This window comes from Limimaricola pyoseonensis, from assembly GCF_900102015.1.
Lineage (GTDB): Bacteria > Pseudomonadota > Alphaproteobacteria > Rhodobacterales > Rhodobacteraceae > Limimaricola > Limimaricola pyoseonensis.
On the sequence record NZ_FNAT01000001.1, the window covers coordinates 59,068 to 74,692 of the forward strand.

Sequence of the window (15,625 nt, forward strand, 5' to 3'; positions counted from 1 at the left end):
GTCGGAACCCGGCCCAGCCGCGAAAGGCCAACGCCATGGATTCGCCCGCAAAGCTGCGCACCTGCCTGTGGTTCTACACCCAGGGCGAGGAGGCGGCCCGATTCTATGTCTCGCTGCTGCCGGACAGCCGGATCGAGCGGGTCGTGCGGCCCGATGCCGACGCGCCGGCCCGGCTGGTGGAATTTCGCCTGGCCGGGGTGCCCTACATGGTGCTGAACGGCGGCCCGCATCTGCGGCTGACCGAGGCGGTCTCGATCTCGGTGCTGACCGAGAACCAAGCCGAGACCGACCGGTTGTGGGACGCGCTGCTGGAGGATGGCGGCATACCGGGGCGCTGCGGCTGGTTGCAGGACAGGTTCGGCCTGTCCTGGCAGGTGGTGCCGGCGGGGCTGCCGCAGCTTCTGGCCTCCGCGGACCGGCCGGCGGTCGGCCGGGTCACGCAGGCGATGATGGAGATGGGCAAGCTCGAGATCGTCCGCCTCGAGGCCGCCTTCGCGGACCGGGCGTGAGGCCCGGCCCGAAACGCGGCCCGTTTCAGGCGGCGGCGTCCTTGAGGCGGAACCCCTTCTCGATCATGTCGGCCGGCGCCACCGGGTAGTCGCCGGAGAAGCAGGCATCGCAGTAGCGCGGCGCCTTCGGATCGCGGCCCTCGCTGACGCCCACGGCGCGGTAGAGACCGTCGAGCGAGATGAACTTCAGGCTGTCGACGTCGAGATGGCGGCGCATCTCCTCCTCGCTCATGTGGCTGGCCAGCAGCTTCTCGCGCTCGGGCGTGTCGACGCCGTAAAAGCAGGGCCAGGCCGTCGGCGGGCTGGCGATGCGGAAATGCACCTCGGCCGCGCCGGCATCGAGGATCATCTCCTTGATCTTGCGCGAGGTGGTGCCGCGCACCACCGAGTCGTCCACGAGGATCACCCGCTTGCCGCGGATCAGCGCGCGGTTGACGTTGAGCTTGAGCCGCACGCCCATGTTGCGGATCTGCTCGGAGGGCTCGATGAAGGTCCGGCCCATGTACTGGTTGCGGATGATCCCCATGCCGTAGGGGATGCCGCTTTCATGGCTGAAGCCGATCGCGGCCGGCGTGCCCGAGTCCGGCACCGGGCAGACGAGATCGGCCTCGACCGGCGCCTCGCGCGCCAGCTCGACGCCGATCTGGCGGCGCGTCTCGTAGACCGAGCGGCCGTCGAGGATGCTGTCGGGGCGCGAGAAGTAGACATGCTCGAAGATGCAGAAGCGCGAGGCGCGGGTCTTGAACGGAAAGCTGCTCTCGACCCCGTCGGGCGTGATGACCACCATCTCGCCCGGCTCGATCTCGCGCACGAACTCGGCGCCGACGATGTCGAGCGCGCAGGTCTCGGACGACAGCACCCAGCCGTCGCCCAGCCGGCCGAGCACCAGCGGCCGCACCCCCATCGGGTCGCGGCAGCCCAGAAGCTTGGTCCGGGTCATCGCGACGATCGAGAAGGCGCCCTCGCATTTGCGCAGCGCCTCTTCCATGCGGTCGGGGATCGACCGGCCCATCGAGCGCGCCATCAGGTGGATGATGCACTCGGTGTCGGAGGAGGACTGGAAGATCGAGCCGCGCTCGATCAGCTCGCGCCGCAGCGTCGCCGCGTTGGTCAGGTTGCCGTTATGCGCCACCGCCGCGCCGCCCATCGAGAACTCGCCGAAGAAGGGCTGCACGTCGCGGATCGCCGTCTGGCCCTTGTGGCCGGAGGTCGAGTAGCGGACATGGCCGATCCCGAGCGTGCCGGGCAGCGTGTCGAGCACCTCGCGCGAGGTGAAGTTGTCGCGCACGTAGCCCATCCGGCGGGCCGAGCAGAACCCGGCTTCGGCGTCGTGGGTGACCATGCCGGCGGCTTCCTGGCCGCGGTGCTGCAGCGCGTGCAGACCGAGCGCGAGGAAGCTCGCGGCGTCGGCGACGCCGATCACGCCGAAGACGCCGCATTCCTCCTTCAGCTTGTCGTCGTCGAAGGGATGGGCGGGAGGCATCGAGCGCATGGGTCAGTTCCGAATCCGGTGCGTTGCGGGGCCGGTGTAAGGCCTTGGGGACCGAGTGTCACGAAAGGATCATGATCCGGCTTCCCTTGCGTCGTCCCATGCCTTGCGCAGACCGGCCATGCAAGCCCCGCGCGGGGAACCGGGTGGTCACGATGTCGCGTTGAGCCGTGGGGCCGCGTCCTTAGATGTGGAGCGCAGAAAGGACGGATGTCATGGATACTTTCCTCGGCTTCGACGCGGTGATGCTGGCCCGGATGCAGTTCGGCTTCACCGTCGCGTTCCACTTCATCTTCCCGGCGATCTCGATCGGGCTCGCGAGTTTCCTCGCGGTGCTGAACGGCCTGTATCTCTGGACGAAGAACGAGGCCTATCTGCGCCTGTTCAAGTACTGGTTGAAGATCTTCGCGATCTCCTTCGCCATGGGCGTGGTCTCGGGCATCGTCATGTCCTACCAGTTCGGCACCAACTGGTCGGTCTTCTCCGACATCGCCGGCCCGGTGATCGGGCCGCTCATGGCCTACGAGGTGCTGACCGCCTTCTTCCTCGAGGCGGGCTTTCTCGGCATCATGATCTTCGGCCGCGACAAGGTGGGCCCCGGCCTGCACATGTTCGCCTGCCTGATGGTGGCCGTCGGCACCGCGATCTCGGCCACATGGATCCTGTCGGTGAACTCGTGGATGCAGACGCCGCAGGGCTTCTCCATTGCCGAGAACGGCCAGTTCGTGCCCGAGGACTGGTGGGCGATCATCTTCAACCCGTCCTTCCCCTACCGGCTCGCGCACACGCTAACCGCCGCCTACCTCACCACCGCCTTCATCGTCGGCGGGGTCGGGGCGTGGCACCTGCTCAGGGGGCGGCGCGAGAACCCGGGCGTGCGCACCATGTTCTCGATGGCGATGTGGATGGCCGCGCTGGTGGCGCCGCTGCAGATCTTCCTCGGCGACATGCACGGCATCAACACGCTCGAGCACCAGCCCGCCAAGGTGATGGCGATGGAGGGCCATTTCGAGAGCCACGAGGCGGGCGCGCCGCTGATCCTGTTCGGCATCCCCGATCAGGACGCGGGCGAGATGCGCTACTCGATCGAGATCCCCAAGCTCTCCTCGCTGATCCTCAAGCACGACCTGAACGCGCCGCTCGCCGGGCTCGACACCATCCCCGATGACGAGGAGCCGCCCGTGGCGGTGGTGTTCTGGAGCTTCCGCGTGATGGTGGGTCTCGGCTTCGCGATGCTCGGCATCGGGCTGTGGTCGCTCTGGGCGCGGTTTCGCGGCCGGCTCTACGACAATCGCTGGCTGCACCGTACGGCGGTGGCGATGGGGCCCTCCGGGCTCGTGGCGGTGATCGCCGGCTGGATCACCACCGAGGTCGGCCGCCAGCCCTACGTGGTCTACGGCGCGCTCCGCACCGCCGAGGCGCATTCGCCGCTCGCCGCCAGCGCGGTCGGGGTCTCGTTGATCGCCTTCGTGGTGATCTACTTCGTGATCTTCGGCGCGGGGGTGGCCTACATCCTCAAGCTGATGCGCCATGCGCCCGCGCTGGGCGAGCGTGGCGTGCGGGTCGAGCCCGGCCCGATCCGCACCACCGGCATCACCCCGCAGCAGCAGCTGCGCGAGGACGGGCACGACATGGCCAAGGAGGGCGCGTGATGTTCGCTTCGATCGACCTGACGGTCGCCTGGGCGCTGCTCCTGGCCTTCGCCGTATTCGTCTATGTCGTGCTCGACGGTTTCGACCTCGGCATCGGCATCCTCTACCCCTTCTTCCGCAAGAAGGAGGACCGGGACATCATGATGAACTCGGTCGCGCCGGTCTGGGACGGCAACGAGACCTGGCTGGTGCTGGGCGGCGGCGGGCTCTTCGCCGCCTTCCCGATGGCCTACGCGATCCTGATGCCGGCGGTCTATCCGCCGATCATCGCGATGCTCCTGGCGCTGATCTTCAGGGGCGTCGCCTTCGAGTATCGCTGGCGCGCCAATTCCTGGATGTCGAAGAAGTCGTGGGACGCGGCCTTCATCGGCGGGTCGGTCTCGGCCGCGCTGTGCCAAGGCATCATCCTCGGCGCCTTCCTGCAGGGGATCGAGGTCGAGGGCCGCGCCTATGCCGGTGGCTGGTGGGACTGGCTCACCCCCTTCACGCTGATCTGCGGGCTGTCGGTGGTGGCGGGCTACGGCTTCCTCGGGGCCTGCTGGCTCAACATGAAGCTCGAGGGCGAGATCCAGCACCGGGTGCGGCTGATGGCGCGGGGCTTCTTCGTGGCGACGCTGGTGGGCGTCGTCGCGGTGAGCATTGCCACCTACCTCTTGCAGGTCGGCCTCGCGGTGCGCTGGTTCGCCTGGCCGCAGGTGCTTCTGACCGGGCCGGTGCCGGTGCTCCTGGCGCTGATCGCGCTGGCGCTGTCTCGCTCGCTCTTCGTCGAGGGGCGCGACCGGATGCCGTTCCTGCTGGGGCTCGCGCTCTTCGCGCTGTGCTTCCTGGGGCTCGGACTGTCGGTCTGGCCCTACGCGATCCCGCCCGAGGTCACAATCTGGGACGCCGCCGCGCCGGCCAAGAGCCAGCTCTTCATGTTCGTGGGGGCGATCGTGCTGGTGCCGATCATCCTCGCCTATACCGGCTACGCCTACTGGGTGTTCCGCGGCAAGCTCGACCCGAACAAGGGGTATCACTGATGTTGAAGCGGATCGTCTGGTTCGTGGCCCTCTGGGCCATGGGCGTGGCCACGGTCGGCGCGGTGGCCTATGCCATCCGCGCCGTCATCCTGTGACGGATCAGGCCGGGGCGGTGCACAGGCCCACGAGCTGCTCGTACTGGGTGGTGACCCACGCGAGCAGCGCCTGCGGCTCCTCGGTGGTGAAGCCCTCGGTGATCTGGCCGAATACCGCGGCCGCGCGGCTGTTCTCGACCATCGGGATCGACTGGGCCGAGAGGATCACCTCGTAGACGAAGAAACCGACCGCCACGAGCAGCACGCCGCGCGCCACGCCGAACAGGAAGCCCAGGCCCTGGTCGAGCCCGCCCAGCGCCGAGCGCTGCACCGCGCCCGAGAAGAGCGGGGTGAAGATCGAGAACAGCACCAGCGCGATCGCGAAGACCACGGCGAAGGCGGCGATGATCGACAGCTCGCAGCTGTCGCCGATGAAGTCGCCCACCACCGGGATCTGCCGCACCAGCGGCCGCACCTGGTCGGCGAAGATGAAGGCGAGGATGGTCGCGCCGATCCAGCCCGCGATGGCCAGCGCCTCGCGGACCAGGCCGCGCGAGTAGGCCAAGAGCGCCGACACCACGACGATGAGCGCGACGATGCCGTCGATGATCGTGAAGCTTTCCATGAGAGTCCCTATTCCCGCGCGCCGGGCGCCAGTCCGAACACTGCCTCGCAGAAGCCGGGCAGGTCGCGCATCTCGCGCAGATCGAGCCCGGCCGCCATTTCCGCCCCCGCGCGTCGCTTGGGGCGCTGCGGCAGGATGGCCTGCGTGAAACCAAGTTTCGCCGCTTCTTTCAACCTGTTTTCGGTCTGCGCCACCGGCCGGACCGCCCCGGAGAGAGAGATTTCGCCGAAGATCGCGCAGTCGGCCGGCAATGTGGCGTCCTCGCGCGCGCTGATCAGCGCGGCGGCCACGGCGAGGTCGGCGGCAGGCTCGCCGATGCGCAGCCCGCCCGCGACGTTGAGATAGACGTCGAGCCCGGCGAAGGAGACGCCGCAGCGCGCCTCGAGCACGGCGAGGATCATCGCCAGCCGGCTGCCGTCCCAACCCACCACCGAGCGCCGGGTCTGGCCGGGCTGGGCGGGCGAGACCAGCGCCTGGATCTCGCACAGGATCGGCCGCGTGCCCTCGATCCCCGCGAAGACCACCGAGCCGGGGGCGGGGGTGTCGCGCTCGGACAGGAACAGCGCGGAGGGGTTCTTCACCTCGGCGAGGCCCTTGCCGGTCATCTCGAACACGCCGATCTCGTCGGCCGGACCGAAGCGGTTCTTGTGGGCGCGCAGGATGCGGAACTGGTGGCCGCGCTCGCCCTCGAAATAGAGCACGCAATCGACCATGTGCTCGACCACGCGGGGGCCGGCGAGCGTGCCCTCCTTGGTGACGTGGCCCACCATGATCACCGCGATGCCGCGGGTCTTGGCGAAGCTCGTCAGCTCGTGCGCCGCCGTCCGCACCTGGCTGACCGAGCCGGGCGCCGCCTCGACCTTGTCGGACCACATGGTCTGGATCGAGTCGATGATGACGAGATCCGGCCGCTCGGCGTCGAGCGTCGTCAGGATGTCGCGCAGATTGGTCTCGGCCGCGAGCGTCACCGGGCTTTCGGTCAAGCCGAGGCGCTGGGCGCGCATCTGCACCTGCGCCGCCGATTCCTCGCCGGTCACGTAGATCACCTTGAGGCCGTTGCGGGCAAAGCGCGCGGCGGCCTGCAGAAGCAGCGTCGACTTGCCGATGCCGGGATCGCCGCCGACTAGCAGCGCGGAGGCCGCGACGAGACCGCCGCCCAGCACCCGGTCGAGCTCGGCCACGCCGGCTTCGGTGCGCGGCGGCGCCTCGGGGGTGGAGGCGAGGTCGGTCAGCGCCATCTTGCGGCCGCGCTGGGCGCCAAGGGCCTTCGGCCCGGGCCCGGCGGTCAGCGGCGCCTCTTCCTGAATGGTGTTCCATGCGCCGCAGGCGTCGCAGCGCCCCGACCATTTCGAATGGGTCGCGCCGCATTCGGTGCAGACGAAGTTCAGATCCTTGGCCATGCGGTCTTTTGGCTCATCGGCCGGGGGCGGGCAATGGGCCTGTGGCCGGCCCTCACGCCCCTGTCAGCCAAGCGAAAGGGAGGCCCGATGGCCTCCCTTCGCGGGGTGTGATCCCGGCCTCACTCGGCGGCCGGTTTCATGTTCACGACCTTCGGGGCGGGGTCCTCGCCTGCGCTGTCGGGATGCGCGGCGTCGCGATGCAGGTCGGAGGCGTCGAAGCCCAGTTCGGGCAGGATGCTCCTGAGCTGCTCCTCGAGCTGCGCCATCTGGCTGGCCGCCACGCTTTCCTCGAGCTCGACCTGGTCGGCCCAGCGCCGCAGTTCGCGGCAGATATGCAGGGCCTCGACAATGCGCTCCTGCTGGCGCTCGGCATCCTCCTGCCGGGCGGCGAGGAATTTCTTGGCCCGCGCCACCTTCTCGTCGGAATAGATGTCGGCCAGTTCGCGGGCTTTCTCGCCCATCTGCGCGGCCACCTCCATCACGTCATGCTCGAGATGCCCCAGATCGGGGTGATCGCGCAGGAAGGCGAGCCGCTCGCGCACGGCGTCGAACTCGGAGGACATGGTGAAGACGCCGGCGCGATCCGCGGCATGGGCCATGTGGAAGGCGCGCGCGACGTCCTCCATGTTGATGCGGAAGTCGCGGTGGCTCTTCTCGAGCGCGACGACGCGGGCGGAGGAAGGGATGTAGAAGGCCAACGTGACCAGCAGGACGGTCACGAAGACCTGCAGCGCCATGCCCGCCCAAGGCACGGCGGTTTCACCGAAGCTGGCCGTCAGTTGCAACCAGGGCAGGTAGCCGAAGATGGCGGCGAGGGTGGCGGCGGACGCGGCGATGGCCGCGATGCCAAGCACCAGCATGGCCAGCAGCTGCATTGCGGAAGTGGCCATATGGGCGAAGCTGGACTGTCTCACGAATCGGGTCTCCGGCTCTGAACGGTCGGTTTCCAGCCTAACATCGGCCGGTCTCCGCCGGTTCCGGGAACCGTAAAAGCTGCCCAAAAAGTGATCGGCTGTCGCCATGCGTGATTGCCGCCGCCGCGATGCGGCGGCGCGGGGCTCAGCTTCCGGATGCAAGCCTGAGGTAGCGATCTCCCAGGGAGGTCAGGATCTCGTAGCCGATCGTGCCCGCGCATTCGGCCAGCCGGTCGACGCCCTGATGCGGTCCGAGGATGGTGAGGTAGGGCGGGTCCTCGCCCAGATCCGTGATGTCGACCGTGATCAGGTCCATCGAGACTCGGCCCACGGCGGGGCAGGCCTGCTCGTCATGCCACAGCGGGGCCTTGCCCGACAGGGACCTGAGCAGGCCGTCGGCATAGCCGCCCGACACGGTGGCGATCCGGCTGGGCCGCTCCGCCTGCCAGGAATTGCCGTAGCCGACCACCTCGCCCGGGGCGAGGTCGCGGCACTGCACCACCGGCAGGTCGAGGCGGACCACCGGGCGCGCCTCGGAGTAGGGATGGCCGCCATAGAGGCCGATACCGGGGCGGGTCAGCTCGAAATGGTAGTCGGAGCCCAGCAGCAGACCGCCGGTGGCCGAGAAGGAGCGTGGAACGCCCAGCCCGTCGGTCATCTGCCGGAAGATGTCGAGCTGGTAGCCGTTCATCGGGTGATCGGCCTCGTCGGCGCAGGCGAGGTGGCTCATCAGCCAGGCCGGGTTGCGCTCGAGCGCGATCGGCGCGGCCTCGGACCAGTCGGCCCATTCCATCCCCAGCCGGTTCATGCCGGTGTCGAGCTGGATGCCGAAGGGATGATCGGGCAGGGCCTCGAAATGCCGCGCGAGCTGCTCGATCGAGTTCAGCATCGGCACCAGCCGCGCCTCATCGATCAGCTTGGTGTCGCCGTCCATGTGGCCGCTGAAGACGAAGATCTCGACCGTGGCGCCCAGCGCCTTGCGCAGCGCGGCCCCCTCTTCGGCCTGCGCGACGAAGAAGCGGCGCGCCCCTTCCTTCGCCAGCCGCCGCGCCACCCGGCCCGCGCCGAGGCCGTAGCCGTTGGCCTTCACCACCGCCCCCGTCTCGCAGGCGGTCATTGCGTCCAGCGCCCGCCAGTTGGCGGCGAGCGCGTCGAGGTCGATGGAAAGGGCGCCAGTGCTCATGCCCTGCCTTGTGACAGCCGCGGGCGCGGCGTCAAGGCCCGCCGCGCGGTGCCGGCGAAACCCGGCCTCAACCCGGGGGCCGGGAGCTTCTTCTTGACTCGAATCACATTTCGAGTGAGTAATTGCCCATCAGCTAGGCAAATGCCCTAGCCGAGAATGGGAGGAAGACATGACGCAGACAACCCGCGCCTTGCTGGGCGCCACCGCACTTTGCGGGCTCGCGGCCGCGGCGCAGGCCGAGACCCTGACCATCGCCACCGTCAACAACGGCGACATGATCCGCATGCAGGGGCTGGCCTCGGACTTCACCGACCAGCATCCGGACATCGAGCTGGAATGGGTGACGCTCGAGGAGAACGTGCTGCGCCAGCGCGTCACCACCGACATCGCCACCCGCGGCGGCCAGTACGACGTGATGACCATCGGCACCTACGAGGTTCCGATCTGGGCCCAGCAGGGCTGGCTGGTCGCGCTCGACGATCTGCCGGAGGAGTATGACGTCGACGACCTGCTGCCCTCGATCCGCGAGGGTCTTTCGGTCGACGGCTCGCTCTACGCGGTGCCGTTCTACGGCGAGAGCTCGATGGTGATGTACCGCACCGACCTGGCCGAGGCGGCCGGGGTCGAGTTCCCCGAGGCGCCGACCTGGGACTTCATCAAGGAAGCCGCCGCGGCGATGACCGACAAGGAGAACGAGGTCTACGGCATCTGCATGCGCGGCAAGGCCGGCTGGGGCGAGAACACCGCCTTCATTACCTCGATGGCCAACAGCTACGGCGCGCGCTGGTTCGACGAGAACTGGATGCCGCAATTCGACAGCGAGGCCTGGCAGACCGCCTTCAGCGACTACCTGATGCTGCAGAACGAGTACGGCGCGCCCGGCGCGGCCAACAACGGCTTCAACGAGAACCTCGCGCTGTTCCAGCAGGGCAAGTGCGGCATGTGGATCGACGCCACCGTCGCCGCCTCCTTCGTGACCAACCCCGACGACTCGACCGTGGCCGACAGCGTCGGCTTCGCGCTGGCGCCCGACAACGGGCTGGGCAAGCGCGGCAACTGGCTCTGGGCCTGGTCGCTCGGCATTCCCGCCGGCACCGACGCCGAGGACGCCGCCAAGACCTTCGTGGCCTGGGCGACCTCCAAGGAATATGCCGAGCTGGTCGCCGAGAACGAGGGCTGGGCCAACGTGCCGCCGGGCACCCGCACCTCGCTCTACGAGAACCCGGCCTATCTCGACGCGGCCTCCTTCGCGGAAATGACGCTCGAGAGCATCAAGGCCGCCGACCCGAAGAACCCGACCGTCGACCCGGTGCCCTATACCGGCATCCAGTTCGTCGCGATCCCGGAGTTCCAGGGCATCGGCACCGCCGTGGGCCAGCAGTTCGCCGCCGCGCTCGCCGGGCAGAAATCGGCCGAGGAGGCGCTGCAGGCCGCGCAGGACCTGACGATGCAGGAGATGCAGGCCGCGGGCTACATCCAGTAACCGCGAACTGACGAGAGGCGGGGCCGGACCCTCCCGGCCGGCCCCGCCGCCCGCACCCTCACCGCCACGGGCCGCCGCCCGCCGCCCCTCCGGCCGCATCCGCGACCGGGCCGGGACCGCGCGCCGCCGCCCGTCCCGAGACAGGAGGACCGACCATGGCCACCCAACATTCCCGCTCCGCCGCGCGGATCATGATCTCGCCCGCCGTGCTGCTGCTGCTGGGGTGGATGATCGTGCCGCTGGCGCTGACGATCTACTTCTCGCTGCTGCGCTACAACCTGCTGATGCCCGGCACCGAGCGCTTCGTCGGCCTGCTGAACTACAGGCTGTTCTTCAACAACCCGGCCTTCATCACCGCGCTGGTCAACACGCTGGTTCTGGTGGGGGGCGTGCTGCTCATCACAGTGATCGGCGGCGTGCTGCTGGCGATCCTTCTGGACCAGCCGATCTGGGGGCAGGGGATCGTGCGCATCCTCGTCATCGCGCCCTTCTTCGTGATGCCCACCGTCTCGGCGCTGGTGTGGAAGAACATGTTCATGAACCCGGTCTCGGGGCTCTTCGCGGAGTTCTCCAAGGCCGTCGGGTTGCAACCCTTCGACTTCCTCACGCATGCGCCGCTGGCCTCGATCATCGGCATCGTCGCCTGGCAGTGGCTGCCCTTCGCGACGCTGATCCTGCTGACCGCGATCCAGTCGCTCGACAGCGAGCAGATGGAGGCGGCCGAGATGGACGGCGCGACCGCGCTGCAGCGCTTCTGGTACATCACCCTGCCGCACCTGTCGCGCGCCATCACCGTGGTGATCCTGATCCAGACCATCTTCCTGCTCTCGGTCTTCGCCGAGATCCTGGTGACCACCAATGGCGGGCCGGGCGTGGCCTCCACCAACCTGACCTACCTCGTCTATGTCCGCAGCCTGCTGAACTTCGACGTGGGCGGCGGCTCGGCCGGCGGCGTGGTCGCCATCATCCTCGCCAACATCGTCGCGATCTTCCTGATGCGGATGATCGGAAAGAACCTCGATGCCTGAGCCCGTCACCTTCGCCGCGCGGGGCCCGGCCCCGCGTGCGCCCCGCCCGCCGCATGGACTGCCGAACAGAGGGAGCGCCTGACATGGCCCGCGCCGTCTCCACCCGCCGCAAGATCGGCTTCACCATCGCCGCCTGGGCCGTCGGCCTCGCGATCTTCTTCCCGATCCTCTGGACCATCCTCACCAGCTTCAAGACCGAGGCCGAGGCGATCTCGTCGCCGCCGAGCTTCCTGTTCTTCGACTGGACGCTCGAGAACTACACCACCGTGCAGGAGCGCTCGAACTACTTCCGGCACTTCTGGAACTCGGTCGTGATCTCGCTCGGCTCGACGCTGCTGGGCCTGCTCATCGCCATCCCTGCTGCCTGGTCGATGGCCTTCGTGCCCGGCAAGCGCACCAAGGACGTGCTGATGTGGATGCTCTCGACCAAGATGCTGCCCCCCGTCGGCGTGCTGATCCCGATCTACCTGATCTTCCGCGACGTGGGCCTTCTCGACACCAAGACCGGCCTGGTGATCGTGCTGACGCTGATCAACCTGCCGATCATCGTCTGGATGCTCTACACCTACTTCAAGGAGATCCCCGGCGAGATCCTCGAGGCGGCACGGATGGACGGTGCGTCCCTGCGCAACGAGATCATCCACGTGCTGACGCCGATGGCCGTGCCGGGCATCGCCTCGACCCTGCTTCTGAACGTCATCCTCGCCTGGAACGAGGCGTTCTGGACGCTCAACCTGACGGCCGCGAAATCCGCGCCGCTCACCGCCTTCATCGCCAGCTACTCGAGCCCCGAGGGCCTGTTCTACGCCAAGCTCTCGGCCGCCTCGACCATGGCCATCGCGCCGATCCTCATCCTCGGCTGGTTCAGCCAGAAGCAGCTCGTCCGCGGGCTCACCTTCGGCGCCGTGAAATAAGGGACTACTGACATGGGACGCATTACGCTCGACAAGGTGACCAAGCGCTTCGGCGACGTCGAGGTCATCCCGCCGCTGGACCTGACCATCGAGGATGGCGAGTTCGTGGTCTTCGTCGGCCCCTCGGGCTGCGGCAAGTCCACCCTACTGCGGCTGATCGCGGGGCTGGAGGATGTCAGCTCGGGCGAGATCCGCATCGACGGCCAGCCCGCCACCGACCTGCCGCCGGCCAAGCGCGGCCTCGCCATGGTGTTCCAGAGCTACGCGCTCTACCCGCACATGTCGGTGCGCAAGAACATTGCCTTCCCGATGAAGATGGCCGGCGTGCCGCAGGAGGAGCAGAACCGCCGGATCGAGAGCGCGGCCGCCGCGCTCAACCTCACCGACTATCTCGACCGCCGGCCCGGCCAGCTCTCGGGCGGCCAGCGCCAGCGCGTCGCGATCGGCCGCGCCATCGTGCGCGAACCGGCCGCCTTCCTGTTCGACGAGCCGCTCTCGAACCTCGACGCGGCGCTGCGCGTCGGCATGCGGCTCGAGATCTCCGAGCTGCACAACCGCCTCGCCACGACGATGATCTACGTCACTCACGACCAGGTCGAGGCGATGACCATGGCCGACAAGATCGTGGTGCTGCGCGCCGGCCATATCGAGCAGGTGGGCTCGCCGCTCGAACTCTACCGCAACCCGCGCAACCTCTTCGTGGCGGGCTTCATCGGCAGCCCGAAGATGAACTTCGCCAATGGCGGCGCGGCCAGCGAGCATGATGCGGCCACCATCGGCATCCGCCCCGAGCATATCACCGTCTCGGCCGACAGCGGCACCTGGCGCGGCAAGGTCGGCGTGGCCGAGCATCTGGGCTCGGACACCTTCTTCCACGTCCACGACACCGGGCTCGCCGAGACCGTGACCGTGCGCGCCGACGGCGAGGTCGGGCTGCGCCATGGCGACACGGTCTTCCTGACCCCGCAGGCCGACAAGATCCATCGCTTCGACGACAAGGGGCTGCGCATCCAATGAGACTGCAGGGCAAGACGGCGATGATCACCGGCGCCGCCCGCGGCATCGGGCTTGCCTTCGCCGAACGCTACGTCGCCGAAGGCGCGCGCGTGGCGATCTGCGACATCAACCTCGATGCCGCGCAGGAAGCGGCCGCGGCGATCGGCGAGGCCGCGATCGCGGTGCGGATCGACGTCACCGATCAGCAGAGCATCGAGGCCGCGGTGACCGAGGTCGACGAGCGCCTCGGCGGCATCGACATCCTGATCAACAACGCCGCCCTGTTCGACCTCGCCCCGATCACCGAGATCACCCGCGACAGCTACGACCGGCTGTTCTCGGTGAACGTCGCGGGCTGCCTGTTCACCCTGCAGGCCGTGGCCAAGGTCATGATCGCGCGCGGGCAGGGCGGCCGGATCATCAACATGGCCAGCCAGGCAGGACGCCGGGGCGAGCCGCTGGTCGGGGTCTACTGCGCCACCAAGGCGGCGGTGATCTCGCTCACCCAGTCGGCCGGTCTGAACCTGATCGAGCACGGCATCAACGTGAACGCCATCGCCCCCGGCGTGGTCGAGGGCGCCCATTGGGATCATGTCGACGCGCTCTTCGCCCGGCATGAGGGGCTGCGCCCCGGCGAGAAGAAGGCCCGGGTCGGCGCCGCCGTCCCCTATGGCCGGATGGGCACCGCCGAAGACCTGACCGGCATGGCGGTGTTCCTCGCCAGCGCCGACGCCGATTACGTCGTGGCCCAGACCTACAATGTCGACGGCGGCAACTGGATGAGCTGAGCCGCCGCCGCTCCGACCCGATTGCGCGGCCCTTCCCGAGGGACGCACCCGCCGCCGCTCCCCCGGCGCGCGGCCTGACCCCGAGCACCCCAAGAGACGAGGCGCGCCATGGCCCTTTCCCTCTCCAACTCCGCCCTTTCCGGACTGCCCGCGGGCGTCGACGGCCCCGGCTACGACCGCGCCGCGCTCACCCCCGGCATCGTCCATGTCGGCGTCGGCAACTTCCACCGCGCCCACATGGCGGTCTATCTCGACCGCCTGTTCGCCCGGGGCCGCGACCATGATTGGGCGATCCGCGGCGCGGGCGTCCGCCCCGGCGACGCCAGGATGCGCGAGGCGCTCGAGAGGCAGGATTTCCTGACCACGGTGGTCGAGCTCGATCCCGCCGGGCTCTCGGCCAGGGTGACCGGTGCGATGACCGACTTCGTGGAGGTCGACCCCGAGGCGATCATCGCCGCGATGGCCGACCCGGCGATCCGGATCGTCTCGCTCACCGTCACCGAGGGCGGCTGGTTCGTCGATGCCAAGACCGACGGCTTCGACGCGGATCACCCCGACATCCGCCACGACGCCGCGACCCCGGACGCGCCGAAGACCGCCTTCGGCATGATCCTCGCGGCGCTGAAGCGGCGGCGCGCCGCGGGCCACGCACCCTTCACGGTGCTGTCCTGCGACAACCTTCCCGAGAACGGCCATGTCGCCAAGCGCACCGTGACCGGCCTCGCCCGGCTGTCGGACACGGGCTTCGCCGACTGGGTCGCCGACAACGTCGCCTTCCCGAACTCCATGGTCGATTGCATCACGCCGGCCACCTCGGACCGCGAGCGCGCGATGGTGCGCGACCGCTTCGGCATCGAGGATCCGGCGCCGGTGGTCTGCGAGCCGTTCCGGCAATGGGTTCTCGAGGACGACTTCCCGCAGGGACGGCCACGCCTAGAGGACGTCGGCGCCGAGTTCGTGGCCGATGTCGCGCCCTACGAGCTGATGAAGCTGCGCATCCTCAATGGCGGACATGCCGCGATCGCCTATGCCTCGGCGCTGCTCGGGCATCATTTCGTGCATGACGCCGTGGCCGATCCGCGCATCTCGAACTGGCTCGCGGCGCTGGAGCAGCGCGAGATCATCCCGACGCTGGCGCCGATCCCGGGCGTCGATTTCGAGGCCTATCGCCTCAAGGTCGCCGAGCGCTTCGCCAATCCCGAGATCGGGGACACCATTCCGCGCATCTGCTTCGACGGCGCCAACAGGCAGCCGAAATTCATCCTGCCGGTGATCCGCGATGCCTTGGCCGCCGGCCGGCCGGTGGAGGGGCTCGCGCTCGAGGTGGCGCTGTGGGCGCGCTACTGCGCCGGCACAGACGAGGCCGGCGCCACGCTCGCGCCCAACGACGATCGCCACGACGAACTCAAGCGCCTCGCGCTCGCCGCGAAGGACGACCCCGCGGCCTTCCTGTCCAACGGTGCCGTCTTCGGTGATCTCGACCGGCAGCCCGGCTTCGTCGACGCCTTCGCGCGGCAGCTCGGCGCGGTGTGGCGCGACGGCGTGGCGGCGACACTCGAGGACTACGCGCGCGGCTGAACCTCAGCGGCT

General features: G+C 68.7%; 15 protein-coding genes. 10 read left to right on the forward strand and 5 right to left on the reverse strand.

Features of this window, described 5'->3' with window-relative positions; all coding sequences use genetic code 11:
* The first annotated feature begins 35 nt into the window (after positions 1-35).
* On the forward strand, positions 36-509 hold the full coding sequence (locus tag BLT43_RS00320) for a VOC family protein (RefSeq protein ID WP_090109121.1): 474 nt from the start codon (positions 36-38) through the stop codon (positions 507-509).
* A gap of 25 nt (positions 510-534) precedes the next feature.
* Here the strand turns inward: BLT43_RS00320 and purF are convergent, their stop codons facing one another.
* On the reverse strand, positions 535-1,992 hold the full coding sequence (gene purF, locus BLT43_RS00325; RefSeq protein WP_090110177.1) for an amidophosphoribosyltransferase: 1,458 nt from the start codon (positions 1,990-1,992) through the stop codon (positions 535-537).
* 221 nt (positions 1,993-2,213) lie between these two features.
* Here purF and BLT43_RS00330 point away from each other — a divergent pair, with 221 nt between their 5' ends.
* Genes BLT43_RS00330 through BLT43_RS00340 form a run of 3 tightly spaced genes read left to right on the forward strand, consistent with a single transcriptional unit; the run spans position 2,214 to position 4,764 of the window.
* On the forward strand, positions 2,214-3,650 hold the full coding sequence (locus tag BLT43_RS00330) for a cytochrome ubiquinol oxidase subunit I (protein ID WP_090109123.1): 1,437 nt from the start codon (positions 2,214-2,216) through the stop codon (positions 3,648-3,650).
* Complete coding sequence (cydB, locus tag BLT43_RS00335) at positions 3,650-4,669, forward strand: cytochrome d ubiquinol oxidase subunit II (RefSeq protein WP_090109125.1); 1,020 nt, start codon at positions 3,650-3,652, stop codon at positions 4,667-4,669. Before BLT43_RS00330 ends, cydB begins: the two co-directional genes overlap by 1 nt.
* On the forward strand, positions 4,669-4,764 hold the full coding sequence (locus BLT43_RS00340; RefSeq protein ID WP_090109127.1) for a DUF2474 domain-containing protein: 96 nt from the start codon (positions 4,669-4,671) through the stop codon (positions 4,762-4,764). The genes cydB and BLT43_RS00340 overlap by 1 nt, the downstream gene beginning before the upstream one ends.
* 4 nt (positions 4,765-4,768) lie before the next feature.
* Here BLT43_RS00340 and BLT43_RS00345 read toward each other — a convergent pair whose 3' ends face one another.
* The 4 genes from BLT43_RS00345 to alr form a co-directional block, all read right to left on the reverse strand.
* The gene (locus BLT43_RS00345) at positions 4,769-5,329 is read right to left on the reverse strand and encodes a CvpA family protein (protein ID WP_090109129.1); all 561 of its coding nucleotides are present in this window, start codon (positions 5,327-5,329) and stop codon (positions 4,769-4,771) included.
* A gap of 8 nt (positions 5,330-5,337) precedes the next feature.
* Positions 5,338-6,729: a DNA repair protein RadA gene (gene radA / locus BLT43_RS00350; RefSeq protein ID WP_090109131.1), complete on the reverse strand. Its 1,392-nt coding sequence runs from the start codon at positions 6,727-6,729 to the stop codon at positions 5,338-5,340.
* Between the two features lie 119 nt (positions 6,730-6,848).
* Complete coding sequence (locus tag BLT43_RS00355; protein WP_341349824.1) at positions 6,849-7,643, reverse strand: DNA repair protein; 795 nt, start codon at positions 7,641-7,643, stop codon at positions 6,849-6,851.
* A gap of 145 nt (positions 7,644-7,788) precedes the next feature.
* Positions 7,789-8,826, reverse strand: coding sequence for an alanine racemase (alr, locus tag BLT43_RS00360; protein WP_090109133.1), 1,038 nt, complete (start codon positions 8,824-8,826; stop codon positions 7,789-7,791).
* Between the two features lie 169 nt (positions 8,827-8,995).
* Between alr and BLT43_RS00365 the strand changes: the two genes are divergently transcribed.
* From BLT43_RS00365 to BLT43_RS00390, 6 genes are all read left to right on the forward strand, one after another.
* Positions 8,996-10,309: an ABC transporter substrate-binding protein gene (locus tag BLT43_RS00365; RefSeq protein WP_090109135.1), complete on the forward strand. Its 1,314-nt coding sequence runs from the start codon at positions 8,996-8,998 to the stop codon at positions 10,307-10,309.
* A 155-nt stretch (positions 10,310-10,464) separates the two neighbouring features.
* A complete protein-coding gene (locus BLT43_RS00370) occupies positions 10,465-11,337 on the forward strand; it encodes a carbohydrate ABC transporter permease (protein WP_090109136.1) in 873 nt (290 codons plus the stop codon).
* A gap of 83 nt (positions 11,338-11,420) precedes the next feature.
* The gene (locus BLT43_RS00375) at positions 11,421-12,251 is read left to right on the forward strand and encodes a carbohydrate ABC transporter permease (protein ID WP_090109137.1); all 831 of its coding nucleotides are present in this window, start codon (positions 11,421-11,423) and stop codon (positions 12,249-12,251) included.
* 12 nt (positions 12,252-12,263) lie between these two features.
* The gene (locus BLT43_RS00380; RefSeq protein ID WP_090109138.1) at positions 12,264-13,268 is read left to right on the forward strand and encodes an ABC transporter ATP-binding protein; all 1,005 of its coding nucleotides are present in this window, start codon (positions 12,264-12,266) and stop codon (positions 13,266-13,268) included.
* The gene (locus tag BLT43_RS00385; RefSeq protein WP_090109139.1) at positions 13,265-14,035 is read left to right on the forward strand and encodes an L-iditol 2-dehydrogenase; all 771 of its coding nucleotides are present in this window, start codon (positions 13,265-13,267) and stop codon (positions 14,033-14,035) included. The genes BLT43_RS00380 and BLT43_RS00385 overlap by 4 nt, the downstream gene beginning before the upstream one ends.
* A 108-nt stretch (positions 14,036-14,143) precedes the next feature.
* Positions 14,144-15,613, forward strand: a complete 1,470-nt coding sequence (locus BLT43_RS00390) for a mannitol dehydrogenase family protein (protein WP_090109140.1) — start codon at positions 14,144-14,146, stop codon at positions 15,611-15,613.
* Positions 15,614-15,625: the final 12 nt, after the last annotated feature.

What these genes read in the sequence shown, in the direction of transcription:
- radA (WP_090109131.1), bottom strand. Translation starts at nt 6,729, where the DNA reads ATGGCCAAGGATCTGAACTTCGTCTGCACCGAATGCGGCGCGACCCAT.
- cydB (WP_090109125.1), top strand. Translation starts at nt 3,650, where the DNA reads ATGTTCGCTTCGATCGACCTGACGGTCGCCTGGGCGCTGCTCCTGGCC.
- BLT43_RS00375 (WP_090109137.1), top strand. Translation starts at nt 11,421, where the DNA reads ATGGCCCGCGCCGTCTCCACCCGCCGCAAGATCGGCTTCACCATCGCC.
- BLT43_RS00370 (WP_090109136.1), top strand. Translation starts at nt 10,465, where the DNA reads ATGGCCACCCAACATTCCCGCTCCGCCGCGCGGATCATGATCTCGCCC.
- BLT43_RS00385 (WP_090109139.1), top strand. Translation starts at nt 13,265, where the DNA reads ATGAGACTGCAGGGCAAGACGGCGATGATCACCGGCGCCGCCCGCGGC.
- BLT43_RS00345 (WP_090109129.1), bottom strand. Translation starts at nt 5,329, where the DNA reads ATGGAAAGCTTCACGATCATCGACGGCATCGTCGCGCTCATCGTCGTG.
- BLT43_RS00340 (WP_090109127.1), top strand. Translation starts at nt 4,669, where the DNA reads ATGTTGAAGCGGATCGTCTGGTTCGTGGCCCTCTGGGCCATGGGCGTG.
- BLT43_RS00320 (WP_090109121.1), top strand. Translation starts at nt 36, where the DNA reads ATGGATTCGCCCGCAAAGCTGCGCACCTGCCTGTGGTTCTACACCCAG.
- alr (WP_090109133.1), bottom strand. Translation starts at nt 8,826, where the DNA reads ATGAGCACTGGCGCCCTTTCCATCGACCTCGACGCGCTCGCCGCCAAC.
- BLT43_RS00365 (WP_090109135.1), top strand. Translation starts at nt 8,996, where the DNA reads ATGACGCAGACAACCCGCGCCTTGCTGGGCGCCACCGCACTTTGCGGG.
- purF (WP_090110177.1), bottom strand. Translation starts at nt 1,992, where the DNA reads ATGCCTCCCGCCCATCCCTTCGACGACGACAAGCTGAAGGAGGAATGC.
- BLT43_RS00330 (WP_090109123.1), top strand. Translation starts at nt 2,214, where the DNA reads ATGGATACTTTCCTCGGCTTCGACGCGGTGATGCTGGCCCGGATGCAG.
- BLT43_RS00390 (WP_090109140.1), top strand. Translation starts at nt 14,144, where the DNA reads ATGGCCCTTTCCCTCTCCAACTCCGCCCTTTCCGGACTGCCCGCGGGC.
- BLT43_RS00380 (WP_090109138.1), top strand. Translation starts at nt 12,264, where the DNA reads ATGGGACGCATTACGCTCGACAAGGTGACCAAGCGCTTCGGCGACGTC.